The sequence below is a fragment of the Lactobacillus sp. ESL0246 genome (assembly GCF_003692965.1).
Taxonomy (GTDB): domain Bacteria; phylum Bacillota; class Bacilli; order Lactobacillales; family Lactobacillaceae; genus Lactobacillus.
The window spans coordinates 62,970-88,019 of record NZ_REHC01000008.1 but is presented as its reverse complement, the minus strand read 5'-3'; the positions used below and the strand labels follow the sequence as shown (position 1 = coordinate 88,019).

The following is a 25,050-nucleotide window of genomic DNA, read 5'->3' as shown; positions in this document are numbered from 1 at the left end:
GAGATCTAATGTGCCTTATCAATACCGGTTAGCGACAACTAACCCTTCAACTTCTGTCAAAAAAGCAAAGAAAGCAGAGGATAAAGCTAAAAGTGCGTTTAAAAAAGCCGAGAAAAAGAAAAATACCTCGGCTAAAGATGTCAAGAAATTAAAAAAAGTTCCTAAAAATGAAACTGCTAAAGCTAAGGCTTCACGACTGGCTAAGCTAAAAAAGGCTGAGAAGCGCAATAGTGCTGATATTAAGAACTACCAACGTAAAAAATCGGCATATAAAAAAGCAAGCGGTAAAGTTTCAAAAGTTCAAAAGCAAAATCTGAAAAATAAGATTGCTGAACAGTTGGAGCAACACGATAGCGAATGGCATAACGAAGGGAATTGTGCAATTTATCCTACGGACGTAGCTAAGAATGGAACCAAGATAATCTACATTTTGCCAGCTGACAGTGAAAACGAAAGTAACGCAGCAAATATTACTTCATGGCCAGTCGATAAAGGTACCCCTAGGTCCAGCTATGCCCGGATGACCGATAGGGGCATTACAGTAGAAGGGATTATCACAGGCAAAGATGGTGATAATGCTCATGATAAATATGTTACCTTGCGTAACTGGTTTGAAAATCACATTGAGGTGACCTATCGCGGAGATATCTATTACACACACCTGATAATGTCAGGCTTAAACCGTGATTTTACTGATCTTAAAGACGATTTACATGTTTCTATAACTTTTAAATACGTTGCGGCAGCGTCTATTTCTACTCAACCCGGTAAAAACAAAAAGAAGAGTTCAAAATCTTCTAAAACCAAATCTGGCAAACGTACTAAGAAATATACTGCACTGACTTTAAAACCTGGTGATACTTTGTGGGCTTTATCCAAAAAATATGGCAAGTCGGTTAAATGGCTTACTAAGGTCAACAAAATTAAGGATCCTAATAAAATTAGCGCTGGTAAAAAGATAAGAGTTAAGTAGTGATGAGATGAGAAACTATATTGATGTAGATGTTAATGATCTACCTGATATCTTTGATATAAATATTGTCGATGAAGAGTATGTAATTAGAGTTGATTACAACAGTTTTGCTGATTATTACACCATAACAATTCAAAAAGATGGTGAAACGTTACTAGAACAGGAGCCGTTAATATTAGGACAACTAGTAGGCATAGATATACCTGATAATCGCTTACCTCGTGTTGATATTAGAGTCATGGACGAAACGCAACAAGCTAGGGATGCTGGCAAAGGTAACTTTGGTGAAAACGTTAAGCTCTACTTTGATGTTGTTGATCCTAATGGCTCTGAAACAGTTGATCCAACTATTGAGCCTCTAGGTTACGACCCAGATGAAACTGCTGACGATGAAACGGATGAGGAGGTGTCGTACTAATGGCAATCGTTACTAAAGACCCTCACATGTGGTTTGTGGTTGAAAATAGTAAGGGTGAAGAACAGACTCTTTTCAATGAAGAAAAATTCGAAAAGAACTATCCTTTTAATTTTACTGCACCCTTTTCTGACATTCCTTCACCACAGGACAATACCGTAACAATTTACAACATGAGTAAAGAGCACGCTGCTTTTTATAAGAAAAAGCAAAAAGCATTGCTCTACTTCAACTGGGGTTCTAGCAAAAAGCTAATTGCTGAAGGTTTTATCTCGAAAGTGGAACCAGGACAAAGCGATGGTGTCACCACCTCCATGATCATTACTTTTACAGAAGGAAAAGATTACAACAATTTACAAGCCCGAAAGTTAAGACTTAAAAAAACCAAAAAAATAAATAAATATAAAACCGTCAAAACCAATGTTCCGGGACATTATAAAACTTATAAGAGCGGTAAGAAAAAATGGATTAAAGCAACTGTTAAGAAAAAGCGCATTAAGACACGTGCTACTAAGACCATCATGGTCAATAAAACTTACCGTAAAGGCACAAGCTATAAAAAACTAATACAAGGAGTTGCTTCTCAATCTGGCATTAAAATTGCCAAAATTGATTTAGCCAAAAATCCAACGATTAAAAAAGCATATACAGCCAAAGGGAAACCATTGACCCTTTTAAAACAGCTTGTTACTAAAACAGGATCTAAAATGACGTATATTCAAGGTAATTTGGAAATTGTGAATCCTAGAAGCAAGAGGCGTTCCTGGATCGTTATTGACGATGATGATCTAATTCAGCAACCAAATCCAAGCGAAGATACTGACAAGGACAATGTTTGGGAAATTGTTACGCCACTTATTCCTGAAGTGACAATCAATGTGGGTGTCAAGATGAACAGCAGATTCCTTAAAGGATCATTTTATGTTAAGTCAGGAGAACATTCATTTGACGGTGACAATCCCCAGACGCAGATGTCTATTATTAAGATTTAGGAGGTGGTAGAAAATGGCAAATCCACATGTTGCTGCTAAGGATGCAATATACGGTGCTATGAATTATCTTAGAAACGGTATAATGGCTGACATTGAGTGTGCCCAGCTTGCTAGAGTGATTAAGTATGACAGTGCCCAGCATGTAGCTGATATTCAGCCTTTGGCAAAAGGCTTTGACGGCCAAGATTCAGCGCAATATTTAGACATACCTGTTTCTGCCAATTGCTATATTGTTGATGAGGTAATGGATAGATTTAAACCAGGTGAAGCCTGGTTAAATGAACATGGAGTTACACTTCCAAAAAAGCACCTAATGAGAAAGGGTGCGATAGTCATTACAGTAGTTTTAGACGATGACAGCACTAACTGGGATGGCTCCGGTAATGCATACAATCCTGATACTTCAAGAAAGCATGATGCTAATGACGCCATTGTTGTCGGGGTTTTAGGGGATGATATTTTTTGAGAGATCTAAAAGTTGATAAATATGGCGATCTAATAGTTGATCCGATAACACATGATCTGCAGATTGTAGACGGTGTTGACGAGATTGCACAAAGGATTAGAGCTACTTTATTAATTAGACTAGGAGAGATGGTTAACCTAGCTCCTGAACAAGGAACTGACTATACAAACTTTTTTGTTAAAAATTTTAAAAAAAACATTGCCCAAACAGACATTGAAGATGCGATTAAGAAAAACGTACCCGAAGTTAATGATTTAACTGATATTACTTTTAATGAGCTGCCAAATCGCGGCTTAGATGTGCATTTTAAAGCCAGTGTAACTTTGGCAGACGGTACTAGTGATATAGCAGAAGGAGGTTTAAAACTTGGCAATTAAATTTGGCTTAACGGATAAAGGCTTCATTGCTCCAACTTATCAGGAATGGTTAGATGCTATTCAGGAAGATTTAAGGTCAAGGTTTGGGGATGAAATAGCTTTGTCATCAAACTCTAATTTTGGTCTAATTGCAGAAATGTATGCTTGGCGTCTTACAGAAATAACTAACCAGTTAGAGTTGGTGTATTATTCAGGCTTCTACTCAACAGCTAATGATACGGCGCTAGACAGGTTAGGCTCTAATATTGCTGTGCCTCGGAAAGTGGCCACTAATTCACATGCAGTAATTGTTATTAATACAGATGGTGAGTATCTTATCCAGGCTGGCGAAGAATTTGAAACCGAAGACGGTATTATTTTTGAGCTAACTGAAGATGTTATTACTGTTCAGGACAATGATGGTAAATGGATCGGTAGCGGTAATGTTGAGTCGCAAGAAACCGGAGCATTTAATAATGTAATAGCTAATACTATTACGATAGTATCAAATCCAGATGACAATATTATATCGGTGACCAATCCTGACCACGCGGCTGGCGGCCAAGATGAAGAAAGTGATGATAATTACCGTAAACGATTAATAATGGAAAATGCTGCTAAAGAAGGTCCTACACGCAATGGTATAAGGTCAGCATTGCTGAACCTTCCCGGTGTTAGAAATGTGGGCTTTGTTGACAATAAAACTGATCAAGTAGATCAATATGGCAATCCGCCTGAAAGCGTACATGTATATGTGCTAGGAGGTACAGACAATGATATTGCTCAGACCCTATATGATAGATCTGCTGCAGGAACAACATTGACCGGTACAAAAGCTATTAAGATTGTTGATGAGACCGGTAATAGTGATGTAATGCGTTTTGACTCAGCATCTGAAAAACCTATTTTTGTTAAAGTTAAAATACAAACTACTAATGGTTGGAACACTGACGATGGTTCAAATAACGTTAAAAATAGCATAGTAGATAGCATTAATGCGTTAGATATGGGACAGACAGTATATTTAACAAAGCTATATCCTATTGTTTACCAAATACCTGGAATCCAGGAAGCTGAGATTGTTTTGGGAACTTCAGAAAATAATCTAGGTAGTGCAGATATTGCCACTGAAAGGTTTGAAGTGCCAGTTTGTAGTTTAGCTAATGTTGAGGTGGTGCTGAATGGTTGAGGATACTAATGCAACTAGTCCTACTACAACGGATCAGTTATTGGCAGAAGCTTCGAATTATTGGGCTAGAAATACAGGCTCCAATTTATGGAACTTGATGGATGTATTTAATAACCCGATAGTTGAAGTAAGTAAAAATGCAAAAAAAGTTGGTGAATGGCGGACGGTTAAAGACGCCCAGGGCACCACATTAGATATTCTGGGTGAAGATAGAAAAGCATATAGACCAAGCGATGAGGATAATCTTTATCGCTTTTTAATTTACATTAAATTTTTAATTGCACGGGCCCAGGGTACACCACCTAGTATATTAGGAATATCGGAAGCAGCTTTGCAAAAAAATAAGGGTTTTAAAATTTTTAAAGTTAAAACGCGCCATATTATCATAAAAATACCATTTGAGGAAATTGATAATATTGGCATAGAAAAACTGATTTTAGATAATCTACAAGAATTAGTAGCTCTGGGTATATGGCTAGATGGTATTAGTTTTGAAGTAAAAACGGATGCCACGGACTATATAGGTGCAGCAGTGATGTCAACGGAATATGTTAAATTGCACGCTGAAACACACGTAACAATTAACAGATCAACACCAACTACAGACTACTTAGGCGCCACAGCAATTTCGGCAGAGAAAGTACAGTTGCAAGCAAAAATGAAAGGAGAATGAGATGCAAAAATTCGGGAAAACGCTGATAACAGATTCTGGTAGACGGATGCTAGTCCAGGTAGATGGTGCTCAAGGGCAGATAACATATACCAATGCAGCTCTGTTTACCCAAGATATAAAGGATATGAGCGAGGAAGACCAGATTGCACTAACTGCATTAACGGGGCAGCAATTAATTACCCCTGTTTCTGTTTCTCAAGTAACAGATACTACAGTTACAGTGTCAGCTAGTTTTAATAATTCAAAAGTTACTGAAGATTTAAAATTCAACTCAATTGGCTGGTACGCAAAAACCAGTGTAGATAAAAAAGAGCAGTTAATGGCGGTAACACCAAGCTTAACTGAGCAAACCTTAGTAGCCGGTGCAGAGGGTGCGTCTACTTCCTCATTAGATATTGATATGGTTTTCGGGCGGAGTCATGATACAACAGTAGTTTTGAACCCTAATCAAGAGGGTGTTGTCAATAGTGGCCAAATGCAAGAAGCTATTGATAAAGCCATTAATGATAATGCTGCCCAATTAAAAGCAGAATTGGCTAAATCATATGCTGCTAAAGATGAGGTTTATCCTAAACAGGATGTTTTCTCTAAAGAAGAAATCAAATCGCTGGCACCGCTTAACGCACCAGATGGCAATAATGTTTATGACACAACAATTAACCTAGACACATACTCAGCAGTTGGGACAACTAAGTTTTTGGAGTGCAAATTGCAATCATCCGGTCAAATGTCGGGCTTTGACCAAGCCACTGATAAACTATATGGCTGGATTTTTAACGTGCCTAAGTGGAATGGCGCAAGCGAGCTGCAACAAATTGTTTATATCTGCAACTACGGTCAGGGCACGCTGACCTATGCTAGAAGTAGAGTCAATGGTGAAGACACTAACGTGGAGAACTTTGAGAAAATCTTAACGGACAAAGATCTCAAAGCATACGCTGACGGAGTTAAAGATCAAATCAAAAACGCCGGCAATGTGAAATCAGCAACAATTAACGGAGGTTCAGTAGTCACACCTGACGAGCAGGGTAATCTGTCACTACAAGTTGATACTTACACTAAAGATGAAAGTGATAAAACTTTCGTAAAAACTGTTGATGGTCTAAAACCAGACAGCACTGGTAATGTCCAAACAGACCATTACAGCAAGGCTGAGGTAGATAGGCTTAAAAATGACTTGCTGAGTCGCATTGAGGCACAAGAAAATCGGGAGCTAATCCATGACGCTGCCGATTATGACACTGGATTGGCATACTCTAAGGCTCATCCGCACGTACTGGTGGCAACGCCATAGAAAGGAGAAAAAATGTTAGTTAATGGAAAGCAAGTTGGTCATTTGATTCTCGATGGGGAAACTTTTACTTCGGAAAATATGTTTCCCGCATATTATGACTTTCCTAAAATTAGTCATGACAAATCTTATCCAACATATAATATAAGCAGTTTTGATAAAACGGGCGTAAAGTTTGAACGAAGTCATCTTACGTCTGATGCAAATTTTGATTTTGGTCCCCTTTCAGTGTACGCGCAGATACTGAGCGCTGATGATAAGTATCTTTTAGTAAAGTCTTTAGATACTATGGTTGTAAGTCCAACGAGTGACAATCCTGCTGCTTGGGTAAGAGGGCTAGCATTGTGGTTTAAGCTATCAGACTTAGGTGGCGAGATGATCCCCGCAACTGGGGGGTATATAGGGTCCCTATTTACCTTAAAATATATTATCAGTTCAACATGGAGGAGGTGCCTTCATGCTGATTAATGGTAAGCAAATATCGAATTTGATTCTCGGCGGGGAAACGTTTACTTCTAAACGGGCTTTTCCGCAGTATTACAAATTTGGTGCTAATAAAGATTTGTTAAATATCCCAGTATATGAAATAAGTGTGAGCGCAAAATCCGAGCCGAGCTTTTCCCCAATAACTCATAGCGATGAACATGGTCCCCATCAACTACTTGCAGAGATTGATTGCAGTAATCTTGTATTGGTTTATCAGCAAGTAAGTTGTAATGGTGAACAATATGTTTTTTTAAAAACGTCAGCGATAATGCTATTGCATTGGGAGTTTGGCATAGCTTACTGGGTTAAAGCATCTGACTTAGGTGGAATGCTACCAAATCCAGAAGTGGGGGGGGTAAATAGTCCCTCCTATATACTATTCATATTTAACATAAGGGAGGTAGCTCCTTCATGTTGGTGAATGGGAAAGAAGTTGGTCATTTAATTTTAAATGGTGAAATTTTTGATAAAAAAATTTTGGATCGGAAAATTAATGTTACTAAAGATACATTAATTTATAGACTTGGTGTACGCAGCTTTTCTGGTGAGGGAGTTTCTGGTGGAGAAACTTATTTTGAAAAAATGATTGGACGACCAGATTCAAAGCAAATCTGTAAAATAACAGGCTTATTACCAACAAAAGAAGGTGATTTTGCATTACTCGATTATATTACAGTCGATCAAGGGATGCATGTTCAAATTATTTATAAAAATCAAATAGGAATAAAAGTATCTGATTTAAATTATGTGTAAGGAGAAAAATTATGGCAGAAGAAAATAACCAATATAAACAAGTATATAAGTCAAATAATGAAATACCCTTTGAGGTGTGGTTTGCACCTAAGGACGCTGAGATAGCCTACCCGTATGTAGAAGAAGCGCCAGACCCAAGTCTCAAGTCGCCTAAGTATGACTGGCATACTTATCGGTGGTATGAAAATAATGAAGCCAGTCAAGGACAACAGCTTGAACAGCTGAGTCAAACGGTAGAAGCTGTAAAGAAGGTAGCTGACGATAGTAAGACGAGTGCTGAAAGTGTCGAAAAAGGTCTAGGAGCAATTAATCAGCAACTGGGCACAATCACTGCAGTCTTGACGCAGGTAGCAACAACCAAAGCAGTACCAGAGAATGCTGATGAGGCAAAGGATGGTGACAAATAATGGACCTTTCACAAATTTTTGAGTCGCTTTACAAATATCTATACGATGCTGGTGTTTATACTAAAAGTGTAGTTGCTGGCTATGTCGGTAAGTCGATTGATGCGGCGGCGTATAAGCGAATCACAGGTGACGACTATGTGGCACAAACTAATTAGTAACATTAATGAAAATTTTAACCAAATAATAATCGGCCTATCAATTGTATTAATTGGTGGGTTTTTATTTGCGGACAAAAGCTACTTTACATGGCCACCCCAGTTGAGGCCAATGATGAATAGCGAGTATTCTGACATCTTTTTTATTATTCTGGGATTAGTGTTGCTCTATTGTGCCGTTACTGGTAACAAAAATAAAGTAATACATGATATTACAATTACTGTTGCTGGTGGTGCGACATTTGTACTGCTGACAGAGCAACTGTGGCATGTTTTATTTGCCCATAACATAGAGATGACAATGGCAGTGATTTTGGATGCTATCTTATTTATTTTAATTATCAGGTGTGCATATACAAGCTAGGAGGCGATCACTTGCACGATTTACAAGTGTTTGCCAGCGCTGTTGGTGCATTAGTAACTGCTATTGCTGTAGCACACAAAACTAACAGAGCAGATTATGATGATATTTTTAAAGAAAAGGAAACAATCATTAAAAGCAAAGACTCAATTATTAATGAACTTCGCCTTGAACGAGATGAATACAAAAAAGACTATTATGAAGAAAAAGCTTTACGAAAAAAGCTAGAAAAAGAATTAAAGGAATTAAAAAGCTCTAGACCATAGTGTCTAAGGCTTTTTTAGAAAGGATTTAAAAATGACTCAAATTACTAATATTCTAAATACCGCTTTACCATACATTGTATTAGTTGCGGTTGGGATTGTAGCAATCTATCCATACGCTAAGCAACACAATCCAGCAATTGCTGACAAAATGAAGTGGTTATATGACGTTGCACAATATATCGTGGCACAGCAAGCAACGCATGATGATGTAACGGGAGCTGAAAAAAAAGCAGCTGCTACGGCTGCATTATTGGCTCAGGCTAAACAATCAAAGACTAAGATTACATCTGAAACAGCTAAAGGGATGATTGAGAAAGCTTATCAAGAAACGCAAAAGGATGACACAACAACTGATATTGATGACATTCAAGGCTTTGCTGAAGATAACGATGATGAGCAATCGGTAGTTAATCCAATGGCCAGCACACCAACTGAAGATGGGACTGATAACAATGACAACACTACTGCCAAGTAAAAGTTACTTAACGGATGTTTCAGAATTTCAAGGGCCAGATGTGGCCTACCCCTATTCCAAGGGTACACTGGTCAAGCTAATGCAGTACAACTACCCTGGTTACAATTACGCCAGAGCTAGGGCGCAAATAGCATCCAGCAAGGCTCATGGTCTAATGACAATGGGCTATTTTTATGCCACATTCTCTAATAACTTTGATAAGGCCAAAACTGAGGCTGAGTTTGCATGCAAGAAAGCGGTCGAGCTTGGGTTGCCCAAGGGTACTTACCTGGCAGTCGATTGGGAAAATGGCAGTGGTAATAATATCTATTGCGGTGTCTCAAGTAGTACTTCAGCTGTGTTAGCGGCAATGGCCGTGATTAAAAGCAATGGCTATCTACCAATGTTTTATTCCGGAGCATCGGCAATGCGCAATCAACTTGATTACAAAAGCATCGTTAAGGCTTACGGTAACTGTCTATGGGTGGCAAGCTATCCAATTGCTGGCGCAGTTAATTCTGCTAACATGGCTTACTTCCCAAGTATGGACGGTGTGGCCATTTGGCAATTCACCGACAATTATCGAGGTTTGCATGTTGACGGCAATATTAGTGTACTGACGCTTAAAACTGACAGTGGTACTTCTACTGCCAAGAAAGGAGACGATTTAGAAATGACATTACACCCCGTCGCTAAGTGGGACATTGATCGCTTGTTTGTGGTCACAAATAAGAATGGTTGTAACCTATATGATGGCCCTGATTTGAAACATAAAGTTAAAACTTTAAAATGCAAATCTGTCTGGAAAGTTCTAGATGAAAAAGGTGGTGCGCTTAAGCTTGGCAAGAACCAATGGGTTGACGGCCGAGCTGGCATAACAAAATCTAACCCAATTGCTACTCATGACAATATAGGTGGTCGGGTTAAGATTGTACTGCCTAACACGCACGCACTATATAGCCCAAATGCTGATAGTAAGAAAGCTTATAAGCTAACAACTAATAAGGTCTATCATATTGTAGGACGTAAAGGCCGTTTTCTAGAACTCAAAGACAAATATAAAGGTAAAACAGTCTACGTGACGGGTAACCGTGCTTACGTGCTATTTTAAGAAAAAACATTATTAACTATCTTTTTTTCTAAATTATAAGTCACTCAGATTAATTTCTGGGTGGCTTATTTTTTTGCGATGATATATTGTTTATTTATAAGCATAATAATATAATTATTTGGTACCGTTTTAGGAAGAAGGAGAAGAAATGAAAATAAAAAAATTTATAATTGCAGTTGCGTTAATTGTGACTGTGGGAGTAAGTACGGCATGCACAATTAATCAGATAAATATTGTTGATGCAAAGACGAATATAGCTGTTTTTCCAAAAAAGATGCGTGGTAAATGGTATTCTTATTCTAACTACAGTAATAAAGTTAATAAGCAAATCATTACGAAAAAACGTTTTAAGGCAAATGAATCTGGTGATAAATATACACGCTATTTACACGTTAATCCAACAGGCTATAGCTATGATTACAACAAAAGGAATAACAATAAAAAGATAAATTGGGTTTTCTTTTCAAATAGAGCAAAAGCTCATGGACGTAGTTGGCTTGCTCTGAGAGGATGGTATCAAACTGCAGGTGCTGCTTCATACTTTAACGTTTCTAAGCTTAATGGTCATCAAGTCCTAACTATAGCCGGAGGTGCTGGAATTTGGGGGTCGGAACATTATTATCGGTCACAAAAATTAGCTAAACAATTAAAGAATCAGCGTTATTCGGGTTTTAAATACTGATAATCAAAAGTATAATAAAATTAAACGCCACTCAGATTAGATTCTGGGTGGCTTTTTTATGCAAAAAAAGCAATCCAAGAGGATTTGCCTTTGCAGTTACAAATATCAAACTTAATGCGTGTACTGTATGACAATTGCATTAATTAAAATCAGTATAACATAAAATTTAGGCATAAAAAAAGCCAAAACGGGGCATTAATATTTGCGTAAGAAAACGAAACGATAAACTAGAACACCAAAAATAAGCCATCCAAAAACAAATCAAAAAGTGCCGATTAAACGGTGCTTTTGTATGTTCGCCAAAATGTTCGCCAACTTTGTAATTAGTTGTTATTAATTATGATTAATCAATTTATAATTATTGATATTTCAGTGATTATGAGATGTCTAAATTATTTATTTTTGATAAATTAGACTGTACTCTCCTTAAATGCTTTTATAAAGCTTGTGATATCAAGGATTACAAGCTTTTTTGTTGCTCTCGTACAGCAAAAAACAATTTGACCCCCTAAAAAGATCATAACTGTTAAATATTCAACTCGCTGATTGAGCTAGTAGCGTCATTTTGAGTATTAATGGAGAAAGAGCTCATTCCAACACTAAATTATACTAGTATATATAATTATATTTTGATAATTAATTTGCATAATAGGTTTACTTAATGAAAAATAGTCATTATAATAAGTGTCACATATTTAAGAAAGGTGTACAAATTATGAAATTAAATAAAAAAATTATTGAATTAGCAATTGCTGGAGTAACCTCGATTGCTCCTGTAGTTAGTCAATCAGCTGTTACATTGGCAGCAGAAACAAATCCAACTTCAACAAATAAAATTGCTGATAACGGGCAAAAGAATGAGGTTAAAGCTCCGGACAAGGATGCTAAGACTGGTAAAGATAGTAATAAGACAGATACTACAAAAAATGAACAAAAACCAAAGCAAGATGGAAAGAAGATTAAAGAGCCGAAATTAAAGCCAATCAAAGTCAATGCTAAATGGTCAAAGGCTCATAAGCGGGCTAATCGCTATTACAATGTTGCTGTAAAGAAAGGCGCAAAATTATCTAACTTAAAGCGTTTAAATTTATATAAAGATACTTTGAAGCACTTTACTAATGACAAGGCTAGTTACACTAAAAAATACCGTGATAATTTAACTGCAGAAATTAATTGGTTAGCACCGGTTGTTGAAAAAGAACAACAAGGTAAGATTGTTAACCCATTGCCAGATGTTCCAACTGATCACCCGGCAGATAGCAAAAAAGTTGTTTCTAAGCAAGGTAAAAAGACCGTAGCAAAGTCTAAGAAAGCTGCTAAAAACGTTAAAAAAAATGTTAATAAAAGCGTTAAAAAAGTAGCTAAGAAAGCTGAAAACAAATAAAAGTTAAGTTATACTATAATTATTAACTAAAAGAGGTAGTGTTTTTCACTGATGAAAGACACTATTTTTTTAATTGCTTTTAAATCAAATTGCATCAATCTATCATTAATTTGGAGTTTTAACCATTTTAAAAAAATTAATTCATTAACAATATAAACTACAATTCTTAATTTAATTCCAACTATTTTGAATGGCAGAAATTGAACTTGGGATTATTGGAATAATGAATTTATTTAATTTAAACTATTATTTATACTAAATCCACTAATTTGTTGCTTTTAACTTAAAAGTTGCCTTGGAGTGCATATCAAGGAGTATTCTTTCTATAAATTAAGAAGTAGACTGACCAGGTAGTATTATGCTAATTGATTCAATGGGATATTATGGTTATCCCGAAGACAATTCATTTTCAATCATCGAGATTTCGCTCAAGTTTAAAAAATTCATGCATGATTGAAATGAACAAAGTGAATAAACAACTAAACATAAATGAAATTAGTCAAGAATTTGAATTAACAAAAGATACTTTACGTTACTGGGAAAAAATCGGTTTGCTCCCTAAAATTTATCGCAATCAGCAGGGGTATAGGATATATAGTGACAATGATAAAAACTGGATTTTTTTATATTAAAGCTCTGCGTCAAGCAGGAATGTCTATTCAGAAATTAAAAAATTTGTTTCTGAATATCATAAGCAATCACCTTCCAAGCTGCGTAAGCAAATGTTAATCAGTCAAAGACAACAGTTACAAATGCAAGCTAAAGAATTACAAAAGACAATTAATTATTTAAATTATAAGATTGCCCACTTTGATGACAAATTATTAACCTATGAAAACGAAAAATTAGCTTATGAACAAGTAGATTGATCAACTTTAAAATCAGCTGAATATTAGTCATAATATTTTTAAATTATGTCTGTTAATGATATGATGGAAAACGTGCTTTTGGCATAAATCTTAAAATAGGTTGGATTAAACTATGAAACTACAGCTTAATACTGATATTTTTCGGCTTAAATGGTATATAAATCAATTGCGTGGATGGAGTTTTAAGACATACATGCTACTTATGCTAGGTATCGGGATTATTATTGGAACGACAATTTCCTCGCCGCTTAATATTCTTGCAGTGGTTACTATGATTGCTGCAATTATGGGCTTTACTTGTACCTTGGCAATTACAAATGCTAAGCAAATAAATGGAGTCCTAGGATTATTATCAGCAATTATCTATATAATTATTTCTATTTACGCAAAAAATTATGCGAACATTGTTTTACAAGCGTCATACATTATACTTCTTGATTTGCCCGTATTACTTCTACCAGTCTGGAAGCAAGAAACAGAAAAAAGTATTCGAGGGATGGGACTTTTGCAATGGTTATTGACGGCTATTTTCTTTGCTATTGTAACTAGCATGCTTTATTATATGGACACCCAAATCTTTATTAGTCCTCGTCCATGGATTGATGCTACTGCGGGAGCAATCGGGATTACTGGGTCATTATTATGTACAATGCGCTTTCGGGAACAATATTATTTCTGGACAATTCAGGGTATTATGTCAATTATTTTATGGGGAGTTACAGCTTTTCAAGGTGATGCAAACTTAACATTGTTTATTACTTATATTTTATACTTAAGTAATGACTTATTAGCGTTTACAGATAAGCATATTCATTGGTTTCACTGATATTTGATAAACATAAATAGATAATATTAAAAAGCGTTCCTAAATTAAGGGACGCTTTTTAATATTGATATCAACTACCAAGGTTAACTTGCTAAATGTTCATTAACAATTTTAATTAAAGCTTTAGTTGCACCTTTACCAGCCTTATCATCATAATAGGATTGGTATCGTTTATCTTTTTCATAGGAGTTGACAATTGCCAAATGAATTTCAGGTGTATAATTAGGCATAATTGTTTTTAACCATTTTTGATGATTCTGAAAAATTTTATCGCTTAATTTACCGATTTGGCTCGGATCTTTTACTACGGCTTGCAAATCTCTTACCAAATTTGCTTCAGTTACCTTCATTTTATTGAAATTTTTTTCGGTCTGTTGATCTGCTTTCTTAGTCATATTATTCTCCTTATTTTTGTCATATATTTACTATAGCAATTTTAAATAGAAAAAGCATGTCTTAAGTAAATTATTCTAAATAGCTTTTATAATTAAAGGGAGGTGAAATTACGCTTACTTATATTTGGGCCGAAGATCTGTCACATCAAATTGGTTTTAATGGTCAATTACCATGGTATTTGCCTGCTGATTTGAAACATTTTAAGGAATTAACAATGGGACATTCAATAATTATGGGCCGAAAAACTTTTACCAGTTTACCAAATATTTTACCCAAGCGACATCATGTTATCCTAACAAAGAATCAAAAGTTGATTCAAAAATATCAAAGAAATAGCCAAGTTGAGATTGTTTCTTCACTTACCGAGTTAAACTCATGGCTAAAATATCATAAAAATGAAAAAAACTATGTTATTGGAGGACGGTCAGTTTTTCAAGCTTTAATTTCACAAGTTGATTATTTAGAAAAAACGGCTATAAAAGCTAATTTTATTGGGAACGTTACAATGCCACAAATTGATTATGACAAGTTTGTTTTAATCAAAAGCGTTGCTCATCAACCAGATGCAAATAATACTTATTATTATGATTTTTTAACTTATCAACGCAAGTAGTAATTTTAAGAAAATAGTTGACAGCTTATATTTTAAGTGCTAAATTAATAAACAATTAAATAATTAATACATCTTGAAAAGCAGAGTAACTATTCTATTTACTAATAAAGAGAGCCGATATTGTGGTGAGAATCGGTTGGTGGTTGATGGTGAATATGGGCTTGAAATGATGACTACTAGTGATATTTAGCTAGTGGCGGAATTGTATCCGTTATCCTTGCAAGCTATTGGTTGATAGCTAATGAGATTTATTACGTGAGTAATAAATGAATTTAAAGGTGGTAACACGAAGCACTCGTCCTTATGATAGGATAAGTGCTTTTTTTATTTTCGGAGGTTTTAAAATGACGAAGAAGAGTAGGAATATTATTATTGGTACTGTAGTTATTTTGCTTATTGCTGTTGGCGGTTGGTTTAGTTTTGGACGTAGCAGTAGTAACACTAATCAGTCAAAGAAAAGTCATATTGTCACAGTAGGAATTGTTAGTGAAACTAAAGCAAAACAAGATATTTGGAATCATGCCGCTGCTCTTGCTAAAAAGAAGTACGGGGTAACAATTAAGATCAAGAATTTCACGGATTATAATCAACCCAATAAAGCAGTAAAAAATGGTGATATTAATTTGAATGCATTTCAGCATTATGCCTTCTTAAAGGCATGGAATAAATCTAATCATGGTGGTGTTGTAGCAATTGGTCGAACAGAGGTTAATCCAATCAGATTATATTCAAAAAAATATCATAAGTTGAATGAATTACCTAAGGGTGCAACAATTGCTGTTCCTAATGACGCCACTAATGAATCTCGTTCATTATTAGTGTTAAAGAATGCTGGCTTAATTAAATTACGTCCCAATAAGGCACTAGTTACGGTTGCGGATATCATTAAAAATCCACAAAATTTAAAAATTAAAGAAATTAGTGCTGATCAATGTGGTCGGGTAATTAATTCAGTCGATGCTGCTGTTGTTAATAACGATTTTGCGGGTCCTGCTGGTTTAGGAGAAAAGCAAACAATCTTTATTGAACCTTTAAATAAAGATTCACTCCAATGGGTAAACATTATTTGTGCGAAAAAGGGTCAAGAAAATAACAAGGATTACCAGGCAGTGGTTAAAGCATATCAAACAGCTGAAACTAAACGCTTAGTCAAGAAGTACTATGGTAATATGACTCAGCCTGCGTGGGACATCAAGTTTTAGTGAACGGAGCGAATTTTTATGGGAATTATCGAGTTAGAGCATGTCAACGTTGATTTTTCTGATCGGGATAAAGACACAGTTCATGCTGTGCATGACGTTAGCTTAACAGTTGAAAAAGGAAGTATTTATGGCATAGTAGGCTTTTCTGGTGCAGGTAAGTCAACTTTGGTTAGAACAATTAATCTTTTGCAAAAACCAACTGCAGGTAATGTCAGAGTAAATGGAACTGACTTTGTAAAAAATGGAAAACAAGTAATCGAAACTAAGCAGCTACAACTGGCACGTAGAAAAATTGGAATGATTTTTCAAAATTTCAATTTATTAAATGAGACTAGTGTGATTGAAAATATTGCTTTTGCATTAAAACATTCAGGTCTTAAAGAAAAAGAAATAACAGCTAAATCGTTAAAGCTGCTTGATTTAGTCGATTTAAAAGACAAGGCTGACGTCTTTCCTGCTCAACTTTCCGGTGGTCAACAGCAACGTGTTGCAATAGCTCGAGCTCTTGCTAATGAACCAGATATATTGATTTCAGATGAAGCAACCAGTGCACTAGATCCGCAAAATACTCAACAAATTTTAACTTTATTAAAAAAATTAAAGGATGAGTTAAACTTAACGATTGTCTTAATTACTCATGAAATGAGCGCTGTCAAACAGGTTTGTGACCAAGTTGCCTTAATGCAGCGAGGAGAAATAATTGAAAAAGGATCACTGCGTGACGTTGTTCTTCATCCTCAAACTGAATTAACCCAAAATTTTGTTGGGGGTTCAGGTGAAGTAATTAGTACCCTGCAGTCACTTAAATTAGATAAATTAACTGAAAATGAGGCCATTTACCAACTGGTTTATAGTATGGATAATGTTACAAAAACAATTGTCATTGACCTTTACCGTAAAATTGGTGTTGAAGTAAGCATGTTATACGGTAATGTTGAACTTTTAAATGGAGAACCAATTGGGACACTTCTTGTTCTAGTAAAAGGGAATGAAGATAAACAGCAGGAAACGATTCGCTTTTTAGAAGAAGCAAAAGTGGCAGTTACGCGCTTAAATGAAAAGGGGAATTTGTATGATTAACTGGTTTAGCAGGGCTTTTCCTAACGTCGTTGAACTTGGCTGGCTAGGTGATACTGGTTGGGCGACAAGTATCGGTCAAACTTTGTTTATGACTTTCTGGTCAGGCATTTTTGGTGGTATTCTTGGCATAATTTTTGGAATTATCTTAGTTTTAACAAAAAGAGAAGGAATTCGACCAAACCAATTTTTGTTTAATCTTTGTGATAAAGTTGTTTCTATTTTTCGGGCAATTCCTTTCATTATTTTACTCGCTTTTATTGCACCAGTAACGCAAAAAATTGTTGGGACCCAAATTGGAATAAATGCTGCACTAGTACCTTTAACTTTGGGTGTTTTTCCTTTTTATGCTCGGCAGGTTCAGGTTGCTTTAGAAAGTGTTGATCAAGGAAAAATTGAAGCTGCAGAAAGTTTAGGGGCAACTATATGGGATATAATTTTCAATGTTTACTTAAATGAAGCACGTTCTGAACTGATTCGTGTTTCAACCGTAACAATTATTAGTTTAATCGGTTTAACGGCAATGGCTGGAGCCATTGGTGCTGGTGGGTTAGGAAATACGGCAATTTCATATGGCTACAATCGTTTTAATAATGATGTGACATTTATTGCAACTGCTCTTGTGGTAATTTTGATTTTTATAGTTCAAATAGTTGGCGATTTTTTTGCCAAGAAGTTAAATCATCAAAAACGCTAAACAAAAAACAACGGGAGATAATCCCGTTGTTTTTTGTTTTAACTAGATTACTTATTTAACTGCATCTTTCAAAGCCTTACCTGGCTTAAAAGCAGGAACTTTTGTAGCAGGTATAGTTAAAGTCTTACCAGTTTGTGGGTTCCGACCTTTTCTTTCTGCACGATCACGAACTTCAAATGATCCAAAACCGATGATTTGAACTTTTTCACCTTTAGCCAAATTTTCCTTAATTGTTTCGATTAAGGCATCGATGACTTGTTCGGTCTCCTTTTGCTTGAGTTCAGTCTTTGCTGCAACTTCTTTAGTAAGTTCAGATTTATTGATTGAAGCCATATTTCCTTCTCTTTTCTATAAAACTTATTATACAAAGCACACGCAATTTTCAAATGTATTTCTTATAAAAATACATTTGAATCATGGTATAGCTTGATATTTCTAACTTTTATTATTTTATCACAGTTATTGCGTCCTTCAATAGAAAAAAGCTAAATGTTATATTTATTTTTGGTAATCTTTAATTCGAGCAGTTAAATGTAGGTAGTTGAGGTAAAGCGCTTTAAAGCGAGAATGATTTTCTTTTTGCCAGGGCTTCGATTTACCACAAAAATGTAAAATTGCTGTATTACTCATAACCCATTCAGTATTAATTTTACCTGTACTTCGTGCAAGATATACTGAATAGGAGCGAGCATCATAATTCCATTGAGTTTCAGGTATTTTTAAAATCTCTTCCCCGTATAGATAATTTAGAATATCTTGATCGGGTAAAATTAAGGTGTCATGATGCTTGGCAATTGCCTTAGAAATGTCCTCCAGATTAACTTTTGCACGCATTTGATCTAAATCCATTAGCATAATACCAGAATTAAAATAATCAGTTGTCGTACCAAGTCGTAGTTGATTTATTGAACTCATAATATCAGTTAATCCTTCATGGACAGCAGCAGCAAACATTTTGCCCTGAAGATCAAGCTCCCATAGTGGACGAAGTGTATTGATTACTAAAATATCTGGATCAAGATAAATAATGCGGTGTAAATCTGAAGGAAGAATTTGACTTGATAGTAGTCTAAAGTACATTTCTTTAGGATAATCATGTAAATTAAGAAGTGAATCCGGGAAAGAAATATTTAATGCCATTGCTATTGGTTGAATTTCAATACCAATTTTCTGCGCAAAAGTTGTCAATGCAACTAATTTTTTATCTGCAATATTGTCGTGAATTAACCAAATCCTGAATTTGTCTGTAAAACTATTAATTTTTAGGGAATATAGCATTACTTCAAGTGGTTTTATGTAATTCTGATCAATTGTTACTAAAATTTCAATTGGCTTATTTGTGGGATTTGCCATTTTAACCTCCTAAAATACATCTCAATATACTCTAAGCCATCTTAATCAGTATATAGCAATCCTGTTGCTAACGTAAAATTAATTTAACTTAGTTCAGAGCAGATATCTATTCAGGAATGTAGTAAAATTAAAGTAAATAGATTTTAATTAGTAATGAGGGATAATAGTGACTAAAAAAATTTTGTTAAGTATAATAGGTGCTACTCTATTGAACCTAGTTATGGTAACACCTGTCTTGGCTACGGAAACAAATGCTTTAACTACAGACCAAAATATTGCGAAAAGCCAAACTACTGATACCAATCAGCCCAATGGAAATCAAAATGAAACTGGTAAGAAACCAACTGAGAACAATGCAAATGCACTAACTTTAATTAACCGCTACGTTAAGGTTACTAAAAACAGTGTAATTTATAATCAAGATTTTAAGAAAATTAAGAATAAAAAATTAAAAAAGGGAACCGTTGTTTATATTAATGGTTTTAATAACCGAAAAAGTGAAAACTACCTTAGATTCATCACTAATGCCAAAAATAAGAAAAAGCAGTACATCTTGGCAACAAATGTTGTGCCTTTTAAGGCAGTAAGTTATAAAGTGAAGCGTAATGCCCGTATTTATAGCAGCAAGGGCGTTATTAATCAGAAATACTATATTCCTAAGGGCCGAAAGGTTATAGTTTTAGCAACTAAGGAAATAAAGAAAACTAAGTTTGTAGCAATTTCAGAAACGCGATATCTCAAGTGGACAGATCTTGATGCCAAGAGTGCACAAATCATTGCCCAATAAAAATGGCAATCATTCTATTCAAATAAAGATAAACAAAGACAGCAACATTTAGACGTTGCTGCCTTTTTAAATATGTTCACTTATTTTTTGGACGAAAATTTCTTAAGATCTCAATTCCCGCTCGTTGATATTTGTTGGGAACAAAACTTTTCCTCATAGCAATTTGCATATAGGCCCAGAGTCGTTGCCCTGATTTTAAGTGAATAATGTGAACACCATTCTCTTCTTTAACACTACTTTCCATTACAAGTGCAGTGCCAACGTTTCTTTTGACTAGATCAATCATTAACTTCATTGTTGGAGAAGTGTAAACAATATTAGGGGAAAAGTCACCCAGTTTTGCTTCCTGTTCTAGGCATTCTCGAGTTAAATATCCACGTTTACGAGCAATAAATTTGCAGCAACGTAAATCCGCAGCTTTAATTTCATGGACATTGTGCCATGGATGATTTTGACTCGTAATCAGTACCAACTCTGTCCGCTGAAGGTTATGAATAAAATATTCAGGGTCATTAATAGGAACCATCCATGAATAGATAGCAACATCCACATCTCCATTAGTTAAATCGGCAAAAGCATCTGCAGAGCGTTTTATATTAACATCAATTAAGTTGGTTATATGGGCTTGATAGAATTTTTGAATAATATCAGCAATATAATAATTACCTGCTTCACCAGAAAAGGCCAGCCGGATTTTTTTATCACTCGCATGCCTTACATCGTAGTCAATACTGGCAATTTGATGCAATAAAATTTTAGCTTTTTGATAAAGTAAATCTCCTGCATCAGTCAAGGTAATCTTGCTTTTACGGTTCTTTTGTAAGAGAAGCGGATCATCAAACTTATCAGCTAGACGTTTAATTGCCATTGAAATTGTTGGTTGGGTAACTTTAAAGTAATTAGCAGTTGTAGTATAACTTCCAGTTTCAACTAGTTTGCAAAAATATAACAGGTCTTTTTCATTCATAATAAGTCCTAAAGTAAATAAAAAACATTTATAAGTATATATTTTTGAATTATATTAAATAATATCAAAAATTGCAATAGAGTCTTGCAGCACAAGGAATTATTTAACTAAAGTTATTATTTTTATTTAAAAAATTAGTTCGACTAAACCTACTTTAACGGTTATATTTTTTGTGATAGGAATTTTTAATAAGAAAGTGATGGTAATTAATTTGATCTACGACTCAACTCTTAAATGGGACGCTGTCTATGATGTAATTGTTGTCGGATTTGGTGGTGCTGGAGCTGGAGCTGCAAGATTTGCAGCTGATCAAAATGCTCACGTTTTACTAATTGATTCTGCGCCAGAGGGCCATGAAGGTGGTAACACACGTTATGCTGGTGGTGCTTTTGCTTGGAGTGACAACTTTAATGATCTAAGGGATTACTACAAACAAACATATTATCCTTTCAAATATGATCCCAGAGATTTAGATGCGTTCGTCAATAATGTTATGAAAATGAAAGAATATTCGCAGAAGTATTTTGGAATTGAAGCACAATATACTGGTCGAAGACCCAAGGGTGAGTATCCGGAATATAAGCATGCAGAAACAATGCGTTCCCAAAGTATGACTGCTGGGATGTATAATGGCGGTTTTTGGAAATTATTGCGCAAAAAAGTTTATGAACGTTTAGATAAAATTGATATTTGGTTTTCAAGCCCAGCAGAACATCTTATTCAAGATCCTGTAAACAAAACTATTCTAGGAGTGCAAATTAAGCATAACGATGTGATTAGAAATGTTGCTGCTAGAAATGGCGTTGTTTTATCATGTGGTGGTTTTGAAAATAATCAGAATATGGTACAAAACTTTTTGGGACAGGGTTCACTAGCACCGATTGGTACCCTATATAATCAAGGAAAGGGAATCGACCTTGCAATTGAAGCGGGTGCTCGCCTGTGGCATATGTCAAACTATGATTCTCATGGCTTTTCTCTTAATAGGGGTGAACCAAGAGAAAAATTTGCATATATGATTAATTGGAAGAGTCTATTTAACGGCAGTATTTTTATAGCTGGTGATGATGGTACCCGTTATTACCGCGAAGATGAAGAAGACAGACACGGCTATAAGTATAACCATGGTAACTGGATTATGCTTCCTAACCAAAATCATCCGCATATTATTATGGATCAAAAGCAATATGATCAACTGTCAAGTGATGAATCTGACAAATCCGACCAAATTAAGCAATTGATTTCATATGCAGTTAAGGCAGATTCAATTAAAGAATTAGCAGAAAAAATTACAGCTCCTAAATTAGCTGAGGCAGTTGCTGATTTTAACTACCTTACTGAGAACAAAAAGCGTGATATGTTCTTGAATCGTCACATTGACACTATGCGTGCTTTCGGAAATGGTCCATATTATGCCATTGCCATTAGACATAATATTTTGCATACACATGGTGGTGCAAAGCGCAATGAAAAGTGTGAAGTTCTTGATATGCAAAACAATGTAATTCCACATTTATATGAGGCAGGAGAACTAGGAGATATATTTGCTACAAAATATGTTGGAGCAAATAGTATTGCTGATTTGCTGATCTCTGGGAAAATTGCTGGTGAAAATGCAGCTTGGCCTAAACGCAAAATTGAAGAAGTTGATGTTATAACGGGTGCTTCTCAAAACCCTGATCTTAAATCGGATGCACATGCAACAACAACTGATTATGAAGTGGGCGAAAATCAGGGAATTGGAATTAGTGAGAATGGTATTAATGATGTTCCAATTGTTGTACGGGTGACAGCTGATGACAATCGATTAATTAATATTGAAACTTTGCAACAAAAAGAAACACCTTCTTTAGGTGGTAAGGCAATACCTGTATTAACTAAAGCAATGTTAGACAAGCAAACTACTGATGTTGATGCTGTTAGTGGAGCAAGTACCACTAGTGCTGCTTTTAAGGAAGCTGTTAATAAAGCGATTAAAAATATTCAAAAGTAAAAAAGAAGAATAAAAATGAAGATCGATGAAAAAACTAAGTGGAATGGTACCTATGACGTAATTGTATTAGGCTTTGGTGGAGCTGGCGGTACAGCTGCTCGATTTGCTGCCGATAATGGTGCTAAAGTTTTATTAGTCGATGTTGCCCCTTATGGACATGAAGGTGGCAATACACGCTATTCCGCTCAACATGTTGCAATGGCTCATGACAAGGACAAAATAACGGCTTATTATAAACAGCTAAATGCCCCGTTTATGATGGATAAAGACATATTGGATGTTTATCTTAATGGCTTTATCCAAATGCCTGATTATTTCAGAAAATACTTTAAAATAGATCCATTTATTTGGTCAAGTGACTACCATGTTGGAGATCATTTGGCAAACAAAAAATTTCTCTGTGAATATCCCGAATATCAAGGCTCAGAAACTTTTGATTTTGCCTTAGTTCATAACCAAGATTTTGATGCTGCATTATGGCAGGTAATACGAAATGAAGTAATTAAGCGGGCAGATAAAATAGATATTTGGTTAAATTCAAAAGCTAAACACTTGATACAAAATTCCGAAAATGGGGAAATCTGTGGAGTAATAATTTCACGCAACCACAAGCAGTACTATATTCATGCTAAACAAGGTGTGGTACTAGCTACGGGCGGATTTGAAAATAATGAAGAAATGCAACAAGACTATCTTCATATCAACAAGTTAACTCCATTAGGAACTTTGTATAACAATGGTGATGGCGTGAAAATGGCAGCTGAAGTAGGAGCAAAAATGTGGCATATGGGAAATTATGAGTCTTTAGGGATTGTTCCTGGCTACGTAATTGCTGAAGATGCCAATGAGCGTGGTAGGCAAATAAGCGGCTGGAAAAATGTTAAATCCGGCTCTATTTTTGTAGTGGGTGATGATGGTACTCGCTTTATGCGAGAAGATGCCAAATATAGACATGGCCACATTGCTCAACATGGTGATTATTTATTACCTCATGCATACAATAATGTATGGTTAGTTTTCGATAGTAAACAATTTGAAAAATTTATTGAAGAAAAAAAACAGCATACACTTAAGTATCAACAATTTTTCCAAAAGGTAGTTAAAGCTGATTTAGTTCAAGAGTTGGCAAGGAAAATACACGTGCCAGAAAAAAATTTAAGAAAAACAGTACTACAATTTAATGAGTTTGCCCGTCAGGGTAATGATATGCAGTTCAATCGCAAGCCCGAATCCTTAGAAGAATTCGATATGAAACGACCAGTTTATGCAATCAGGTTAGCCCCTGTTGTTTTAAATACACAAGGGGGACCGAAGCATGACGGCCAGGCACGTATTTTGGATGTTAACGAAGAACCGATTAAGAGATTGTTTGGTGCTGGTGAGCTTGGTGGTATGTGTGCCAATCATTATCAAGGCGGCGGTAATCTTGCGGAATGTTTAATATTGGGGAAAATTGCTGGTGAGAATGCAGCTAAAACATCAATGAATGATATGAAAATTACAATTTCTGAAAAAGTTCCTAAGATTAATGATCTTCTAGATGGTAATAAGACTGACCAAATAGAACTACATGAACACCAGTATCTTGGCTCTTCAGAAGGTGGGATTGGCGGACGAATCTTGGTACGTGTAACTTATCAAGATAATTCCATTAAAAAGATTGAAGTTTTGGAAAGTCATGAAACTGAGGGGATAGGTGCAATAGCAATTAAGCAGATTCCCCAAGAAATGGTTTTGAAGAATTCTACTAAAGTTGATGCCATATCAGGAGCATCAACTACTACAAAGGCACTTAAAGAAGCTGTTAACCAAGCTATCAAAAAAGCAAAACAATAAAGTTTTAAGGAGAAGTAAAA

At 35.4% G+C, this 25,050-nt stretch carries 31 protein-coding genes, 1 pseudogene and 1 other annotated feature; of the genes and pseudogenes, 28 read left to right on the top strand and 4 right to left on the bottom strand.

Translation table 11 applies throughout. The features are described 5' to 3' along the window. The first annotated feature begins 10 nt into the window (after nucleotides 1-10). From F5ESL0246_RS04415 to pnuC, 21 genes and pseudogenes are all read left to right on the top strand, one after another. A complete protein-coding gene (locus F5ESL0246_RS04415) occupies nucleotides 11-973 on the top strand; it encodes a LysM domain-containing protein (protein WP_122018314.1) in 963 nt (320 codons plus the stop codon). A 7-nt stretch (nucleotides 974-980) separates the two neighbouring features. After that, nucleotides 981-1,391 (top strand): hypothetical protein, encoded by a 411-nt coding sequence (locus F5ESL0246_RS04410; RefSeq protein WP_122018313.1) that lies wholly within the window; start codon nucleotides 981-983, stop codon nucleotides 1,389-1,391. Then, entirely contained in the window at nucleotides 1,391-2,380 is a 990-nt protein-coding gene (locus F5ESL0246_RS04405) for a hypothetical protein (protein WP_122018312.1), read from the top strand. Before F5ESL0246_RS04410 ends, F5ESL0246_RS04405 begins: the two co-directional genes overlap by 1 nt. 13 nt (nucleotides 2,381-2,393) lie before the next feature. Then, nucleotides 2,394-2,846: a hypothetical protein gene (locus F5ESL0246_RS04400; protein ID WP_122018311.1), complete on the top strand. Its 453-nt coding sequence runs from the start codon at nucleotides 2,394-2,396 to the stop codon at nucleotides 2,844-2,846. Next, nucleotides 2,843-3,223 (top strand): DUF2634 domain-containing protein, encoded by a 381-nt coding sequence (locus F5ESL0246_RS04395; RefSeq protein WP_122018310.1) that lies wholly within the window; start codon nucleotides 2,843-2,845, stop codon nucleotides 3,221-3,223. The genes F5ESL0246_RS04400 and F5ESL0246_RS04395 overlap by 4 nt, the downstream gene beginning before the upstream one ends. After that, nucleotides 3,213-4,391, top strand: coding sequence for a baseplate J/gp47 family protein (locus F5ESL0246_RS04390; RefSeq protein WP_122018309.1), 1,179 nt, complete (start codon nucleotides 3,213-3,215; stop codon nucleotides 4,389-4,391). Before F5ESL0246_RS04395 ends, F5ESL0246_RS04390 begins: the two co-directional genes overlap by 11 nt. Then, nucleotides 4,384-5,064: a hypothetical protein gene (locus F5ESL0246_RS04385; protein WP_122018308.1), complete on the top strand. Its 681-nt coding sequence runs from the start codon at nucleotides 4,384-4,386 to the stop codon at nucleotides 5,062-5,064. Before F5ESL0246_RS04390 ends, F5ESL0246_RS04385 begins: the two co-directional genes overlap by 8 nt. Before the next feature lies 1 nt (nucleotide 5,065). Further along, the gene (locus F5ESL0246_RS04380) at nucleotides 5,066-6,358 is read left to right on the top strand and encodes a hypothetical protein (protein ID WP_122018307.1); all 1,293 of its coding nucleotides are present in this window, start codon (nucleotides 5,066-5,068) and stop codon (nucleotides 6,356-6,358) included. Nucleotides 6,359-6,370: 12 nt separating this feature from the next. Beyond that, nucleotides 6,371-6,823, top strand: coding sequence for a hypothetical protein (locus tag F5ESL0246_RS04375; RefSeq protein WP_122018306.1), 453 nt, complete (start codon nucleotides 6,371-6,373; stop codon nucleotides 6,821-6,823). After that, on the top strand, nucleotides 6,813-7,262 hold the full coding sequence (locus F5ESL0246_RS04370; RefSeq protein WP_122018305.1) for a hypothetical protein: 450 nt from the start codon (nucleotides 6,813-6,815) through the stop codon (nucleotides 7,260-7,262). The genes F5ESL0246_RS04375 and F5ESL0246_RS04370 overlap by 11 nt, the downstream gene beginning before the upstream one ends. Continuing rightward, a complete protein-coding gene (locus F5ESL0246_RS04365) occupies nucleotides 7,253-7,594 on the top strand; it encodes a hypothetical protein (protein WP_122018304.1) in 342 nt (113 codons plus the stop codon). The genes F5ESL0246_RS04370 and F5ESL0246_RS04365 overlap by 10 nt, the downstream gene beginning before the upstream one ends. 11 nt (nucleotides 7,595-7,605) lie before the next feature. Further along, a complete protein-coding gene (locus F5ESL0246_RS04360) occupies nucleotides 7,606-8,001 on the top strand; it encodes a hypothetical protein (RefSeq protein WP_122018303.1) in 396 nt (131 codons plus the stop codon). Further along, nucleotides 8,001-8,156, top strand: a complete 156-nt coding sequence (locus tag F5ESL0246_RS04355; protein WP_122018302.1) for an XkdX family protein — start codon at nucleotides 8,001-8,003, stop codon at nucleotides 8,154-8,156. The genes F5ESL0246_RS04360 and F5ESL0246_RS04355 overlap by 1 nt, the downstream gene beginning before the upstream one ends. A gap of 112 nt (nucleotides 8,157-8,268) precedes the next feature. Further along, the gene (locus F5ESL0246_RS08140; RefSeq protein ID WP_158593155.1) at nucleotides 8,269-8,520 is read left to right on the top strand and encodes a hypothetical protein; all 252 of its coding nucleotides are present in this window, start codon (nucleotides 8,269-8,271) and stop codon (nucleotides 8,518-8,520) included. Between the two features lie 11 nt (nucleotides 8,521-8,531). Beyond that, nucleotides 8,532-8,783, top strand: coding sequence for a hypothetical protein (locus tag F5ESL0246_RS04345; protein WP_122018300.1), 252 nt, complete (start codon nucleotides 8,532-8,534; stop codon nucleotides 8,781-8,783). Nucleotides 8,784-8,814: 31 nt separating this feature from the next. Continuing rightward, entirely contained in the window at nucleotides 8,815-9,258 is a 444-nt protein-coding gene (locus F5ESL0246_RS04340) for a phage holin, LLH family (RefSeq protein ID WP_122018299.1), read from the top strand. After that, nucleotides 9,236-10,348 carry a GH25 family lysozyme gene (locus F5ESL0246_RS04335; protein ID WP_122018298.1) on the top strand — a complete coding sequence of 371 codons (1,113 nt, stop codon included), beginning with the start codon at nucleotides 9,236-9,238 and terminating at the stop codon, nucleotides 10,346-10,348. Before F5ESL0246_RS04340 ends, F5ESL0246_RS04335 begins: the two co-directional genes overlap by 23 nt. Nucleotides 10,349-10,496: 148 nt before the next feature. Beyond that, nucleotides 10,497-11,030: a hypothetical protein gene (locus F5ESL0246_RS04330; RefSeq protein WP_122018297.1), complete on the top strand. Its 534-nt coding sequence runs from the start codon at nucleotides 10,497-10,499 to the stop codon at nucleotides 11,028-11,030. Between the two features lie 715 nt (nucleotides 11,031-11,745). After that, complete coding sequence (locus F5ESL0246_RS04325) at nucleotides 11,746-12,414, top strand: hypothetical protein (RefSeq protein WP_122018296.1); 669 nt, start codon at nucleotides 11,746-11,748, stop codon at nucleotides 12,412-12,414. Nucleotides 12,415-12,872: 458 nt separating this feature from the next. Continuing rightward, nucleotides 12,873-13,283, top strand: a pseudogene (locus tag F5ESL0246_RS08520) (MerR family transcriptional regulator). A gap of 193 nt (nucleotides 13,284-13,476) precedes the next feature. Then, nucleotides 13,477-14,109: a nicotinamide riboside transporter PnuC gene (gene pnuC / locus F5ESL0246_RS04315; protein WP_370448554.1), complete on the top strand. Its 633-nt coding sequence runs from the start codon at nucleotides 13,477-13,479 to the stop codon at nucleotides 14,107-14,109. Nucleotides 14,110-14,192: 83 nt separating this feature from the next. On the opposite strand, the gene F5ESL0246_RS04310 is transcribed toward pnuC, so the two are convergent. After that, entirely contained in the window at nucleotides 14,193-14,504 is a 312-nt protein-coding gene (locus F5ESL0246_RS04310; protein ID WP_122018294.1) for a TipAS antibiotic-recognition domain-containing protein, read from the bottom strand. A gap of 107 nt (nucleotides 14,505-14,611) precedes the next feature. Between F5ESL0246_RS04310 and F5ESL0246_RS04305 the strand changes: the two genes are divergently transcribed. From F5ESL0246_RS04305 to F5ESL0246_RS04290, 4 genes are all read left to right on the top strand, one after another. Continuing rightward, nucleotides 14,612-15,118 carry a dihydrofolate reductase gene (locus F5ESL0246_RS04305; RefSeq protein WP_122018293.1) on the top strand — a complete coding sequence of 169 codons (507 nt, stop codon included), beginning with the start codon at nucleotides 14,612-14,614 and terminating at the stop codon, nucleotides 15,116-15,118. 64 nt (nucleotides 15,119-15,182) lie between these two features. Then, nucleotides 15,183-15,424, top strand: a binding site (T-box leader). A gap of 38 nt (nucleotides 15,425-15,462) precedes the next feature. Next, nucleotides 15,463-16,320, top strand: coding sequence for a MetQ/NlpA family ABC transporter substrate-binding protein (locus tag F5ESL0246_RS04300; RefSeq protein ID WP_122018292.1), 858 nt, complete (start codon nucleotides 15,463-15,465; stop codon nucleotides 16,318-16,320). An 18-nt stretch (nucleotides 16,321-16,338) separates the two neighbouring features. After that, the gene (locus F5ESL0246_RS04295; RefSeq protein WP_122018291.1) at nucleotides 16,339-17,400 is read left to right on the top strand and encodes a methionine ABC transporter ATP-binding protein; all 1,062 of its coding nucleotides are present in this window, start codon (nucleotides 16,339-16,341) and stop codon (nucleotides 17,398-17,400) included. Further along, nucleotides 17,393-18,094, top strand: a complete 702-nt coding sequence (locus F5ESL0246_RS04290; protein WP_122018290.1) for a methionine ABC transporter permease — start codon at nucleotides 17,393-17,395, stop codon at nucleotides 18,092-18,094. The genes F5ESL0246_RS04295 and F5ESL0246_RS04290 overlap by 8 nt, the downstream gene beginning before the upstream one ends. A 51-nt stretch (nucleotides 18,095-18,145) precedes the next feature. Here the strand turns inward: F5ESL0246_RS04290 and F5ESL0246_RS04285 are convergent, their stop codons facing one another. Both F5ESL0246_RS04285 and F5ESL0246_RS04280 read right to left on the bottom strand, forming a co-directional pair. Beyond that, nucleotides 18,146-18,427: an HU family DNA-binding protein gene (locus F5ESL0246_RS04285; protein WP_122018289.1), complete on the bottom strand. Its 282-nt coding sequence runs from the start codon at nucleotides 18,425-18,427 to the stop codon at nucleotides 18,146-18,148. Between the two features lie 165 nt (nucleotides 18,428-18,592). After that, a complete protein-coding gene (locus tag F5ESL0246_RS04280; protein WP_122018288.1) occupies nucleotides 18,593-19,447 on the bottom strand; it encodes a glycosyltransferase family 8 protein in 855 nt (284 codons plus the stop codon). A gap of 166 nt (nucleotides 19,448-19,613) precedes the next feature. Here F5ESL0246_RS04280 and F5ESL0246_RS04275 point away from each other — a divergent pair, with 166 nt between their 5' ends. Continuing rightward, nucleotides 19,614-20,234, top strand: coding sequence for an SLAP domain-containing protein (locus F5ESL0246_RS04275; protein WP_122018287.1), 621 nt, complete (start codon nucleotides 19,614-19,616; stop codon nucleotides 20,232-20,234). 76 nt (nucleotides 20,235-20,310) lie between these two features. Here the strand turns inward: F5ESL0246_RS04275 and F5ESL0246_RS04270 are convergent, their stop codons facing one another. Continuing rightward, nucleotides 20,311-21,201, bottom strand: coding sequence for a LysR family transcriptional regulator (locus tag F5ESL0246_RS04270; protein ID WP_122018286.1), 891 nt, complete (start codon nucleotides 21,199-21,201; stop codon nucleotides 20,311-20,313). A 199-nt stretch (nucleotides 21,202-21,400) separates the two neighbouring features. Between F5ESL0246_RS04270 and F5ESL0246_RS04265 the strand changes: the two genes are divergently transcribed. Both F5ESL0246_RS04265 and F5ESL0246_RS04260 read left to right on the top strand, forming a co-directional pair. Then, nucleotides 21,401-23,194: an FAD-binding protein gene (locus F5ESL0246_RS04265; RefSeq protein WP_369916908.1), complete on the top strand. Its 1,794-nt coding sequence runs from the start codon at nucleotides 21,401-21,403 to the stop codon at nucleotides 23,192-23,194. A 15-nt stretch (nucleotides 23,195-23,209) separates the two neighbouring features. Further along, nucleotides 23,210-25,030 carry an FAD-binding protein gene (locus F5ESL0246_RS04260; protein ID WP_122018285.1) on the top strand — a complete coding sequence of 607 codons (1,821 nt, stop codon included), beginning with the start codon at nucleotides 23,210-23,212 and terminating at the stop codon, nucleotides 25,028-25,030. Nucleotides 25,031-25,050: the final 20 nt, after the last annotated feature.